This window comes from Rhodopseudomonas sp. BR0G17 (assembly GCF_010907025.1).
Lineage (GTDB): Bacteria > Pseudomonadota > Alphaproteobacteria > Rhizobiales > Xanthobacteraceae > Rhodopseudomonas > Rhodopseudomonas palustris_H.
Map to the genome: position 1 here is coordinate 2501 of NZ_QUML01000071.1, position 3027 is coordinate 5527.

Consider the following 3027-nt stretch of genomic DNA (forward strand, 5'->3'; position numbering starts at 1 on the left):
TAGGTGTCCGATTTCAGGAACTATTTCACTCCCCTCGTCGGGGTGCTTTTCACCTTTCCCTCACGGTACTGGTTCACTATCGGTCGCTGAGGAGTACTTAGGCTTGGAGGGTGGTCCCCCCATGTTCAGACAGGATTTCACGTGTCCCGCCTTACTCGAGCATCAATGGTCGCATTACTTGTACGGGGCTATCACCCTCTAAGGCTCTGCTTTCCTGACAGATTCCAATTGTCTTCCAATGATGACTGGCCTGGTCCGCGTTCGCTCGCCACTACTAGCGGAGTCTCGGTTGATGTCCTTTCCTCCAGGTACTTAGATGTTTCAGTTCCCTGGGTTCGCTTGAAACCTCCTATGTATTCAGAGATCTCATACCTTCTCTTGATAACCGGAAATCCAAACCCTCACGTCTCTTTCAAAACGCAAGGCCTTGGAGTTCCGGCTATCGAAGGTGGGTTTCCCCATTCGGAAATCCACGGATCAAAGCTTCTTCGCAGCTCCCCATGGCTTATCGCAGCGTAGCACGTCCTTCATCGCCTCTCAGCGCCAAGGCATCCGTCGAACACCCTTAAGGCACTTGATTGCTCTCATTATCAATGTCCACACACTCGGCAGAATGTACTTGCAAGCCATCCCGAAGGACGCATCTTGCAAACGGACATTGAATGAAAAGACCAGTTATTGCTTCGTAAGATCGAACCGATGGCGTGCGGTCAAGCTCGCCAACAAAGACCGTTTTACAACACGCAGGTCTTGCGACCGGCATGCGCCGAAAACGATCTGGAGATACGCGAACGGCGCCCGTAGATTGCTCTACAAGACCCGAACCCGGATCGATCTCCTCTTCACGATGTCAGAAAACCCGCCAGGCTGCGCATTGCGCAAAGCCGGCGAATACAAGTTGCGGACGATGAGCCATCGTCGCTGTCCGGATGACAGCAACGAGGCGAAGCCGAGGTCACGTTGATCTTAGTTACGATGATCTTCGTTCGATGATCGTCCATCTGGTGGAGCCAGACGGGATCGAACCGACGACCTCATGCTTGCAAAGCACGCGCTCTCCCAGCTGAGCTATGGCCCCGTAACCAGAAGACGAATGCTGCGCTCGACAAAATGGTGGGCCTGGGAAGACTTGAACTTCCGACCTCACGCTTATCAAGCGCGCGCTCTAACCAACTGAGCTACAAGCCCTCAGCACGAGAGGCCGCAAGCAAACCACCGGCCGGCATCCGCCAAACCGATCGACTTGCGCGCACCCCAGGCGCGTGTTCGTCCGCGAAGAAAGAGAAACGAAGACGGCGAAATCCCGCCAATGAGGCTCGTATGACTTAGAGCCTCTGATGTTTCTAAAACAGGTCGATAACAGCAAGCTGTTGAAGACCCATCCTTAGAAAGGAGGTGATCCAGCCGCAGGTTCCCCTACGGCTACCTTGTTACGACTTCACCCCAGTCGCTGACCCTACCGTGGCCGGCTGCCCCCATTGCTGGTTAGCGCACCGTCTTCAGGTAAAGCCAACTCCCATGGTGTGACGGGCGGTGTGTACAAGGCCCGGGAACGTATTCACCGTGGCATGCTGATCCACGATTACTAGCGATTCCAACTTCATGGGCTCGAGTTGCAGAGCCCAATCCGAACTGAGACGGCTTTTTGAGATTTGCGAAGGGTCACCCCTTAGCTTCCCATTGTCACCGCCATTGTAGCACGTGTGTAGCCCAGCCCGTAAGGGCCATGAGGACTTGACGTCATCCCCACCTTCCTCGCGGCTTATCACCGGCAGTCTCCTTAGAGTGCTCAACTAAATGGTAGCAACTAAGGACGGGGGTTGCGCTCGTTGCGGGACTTAACCCAACATCTCACGACACGAGCTGACGACAGCCATGCAGCACCTGTGCTCCAGGCTCCGAAGAGAAGGTCACGTCTCTGCGACCGGTCCTGGACATGTCAAGGGCTGGTAAGGTTCTGCGCGTTGCGTCGAATTAAACCACATGCTCCACCGCTTGTGCGGGCCCCCGTCAATTCCTTTGAGTTTTAATCTTGCGACCGTACTCCCCAGGCGGAATGCTTAAAGCGTTAGCTGCGCCACTAGTGAGTAAACCCACTAACGGCTGGCATTCATCGTTTACGGCGTGGACTACCAGGGTATCTAATCCTGTTTGCTCCCCACGCTTTCGTGCCTCAGCGTCAGTAATGGCCCAGTGAGCCGCCTTCGCCACTGGTGTTCTTGCGAATATCTACGAATTTCACCTCTACACTCGCAGTTCCACTCACCTCTGCCATACTCAAGACTTCCAGTATCAAAGGCAGTTCTGGAGTTGAGCTCCAGGCTTTCACCTCTGACTTAGAAACCCGCCTACGCACCCTTTACGCCCAGTGATTCCGAGCAACGCTAGCCCCCTTCGTATTACCGCGGCTGCTGGCACGAAGTTAGCCGGGGCTTATTCTTGCGGTACCGTCATTATCTTCCCGCACAAAAGAGCTTTACAACCCTAGGGCCTTCATCACTCACGCGGCATGGCTGGATCAGGCTTTCGCCCATTGTCCAATATTCCCCACTGCTGCCTCCCGTAGGAGTTTGGGCCGTGTCTCAGTCCCAATGTGGCTGATCATCCTCTCAGACCAGCTACTGATCGTCGCCTTGGTGAGCCATTACCTCACCAACTAGCTAATCAGACGCGGGCCGATCTTTCGGCGATAAATCTTTCCCCGTAAGGGCTTATCCGGTATTAGCACAAGTTTCCCTGTGTTGTTCCGAACCAAAAGGTACGTTCCCACGCGTTACTCACCCGTCTGCCACTGACGTATTGCTACGCCCGTTCGACTTGCATGTGTTAAGCCTGCCGCCAGCGTTCGCTCTGAGCCAGGATCAAACTCTCAAGTTGGACTTGAACTTTGAACCGGCTGATCACAACGTTTGACGAGGTCCCACCATCACCAGCAATCCGAAGATCGCCGGTTCGTCGCAGCGCTTCACAGCGCTCGCGAACATGGTGTTTCCTTGAAAACGTGTACCGCCGAAGTCTTTCGTCCGG

At 54.6% G+C, this 3027-nt stretch carries 2 tRNA genes and 2 rRNA genes (1 of these 4 running past the window's edge); all 4 read right to left on the reverse strand.

The features are described from left to right. Positions 1-580 (reverse strand): 23S ribosomal RNA (locus DY467_RS25080); it reaches 2237 nt to the left of the window's first position. A 422-nt stretch (positions 581-1002) separates the two neighbouring features. After that, positions 1003-1078: transfer RNA gene (locus tag DY467_RS25085), tRNA-Ala, on the reverse strand. Between the two features lie 33 nt (positions 1079-1111). Further along, positions 1112-1188 (reverse strand) — tRNA-Ile (locus tag DY467_RS25090). Between the two features lie 200 nt (positions 1189-1388). Next, positions 1389-2877, reverse strand: a 16S ribosomal RNA gene (locus tag DY467_RS25095). Together the 16S and 23S rRNA genes with 2 tRNA genes alongside form the textbook arrangement of a ribosomal RNA operon. Between the last annotated feature and the right edge of the window lie 150 nt (positions 2878-3027).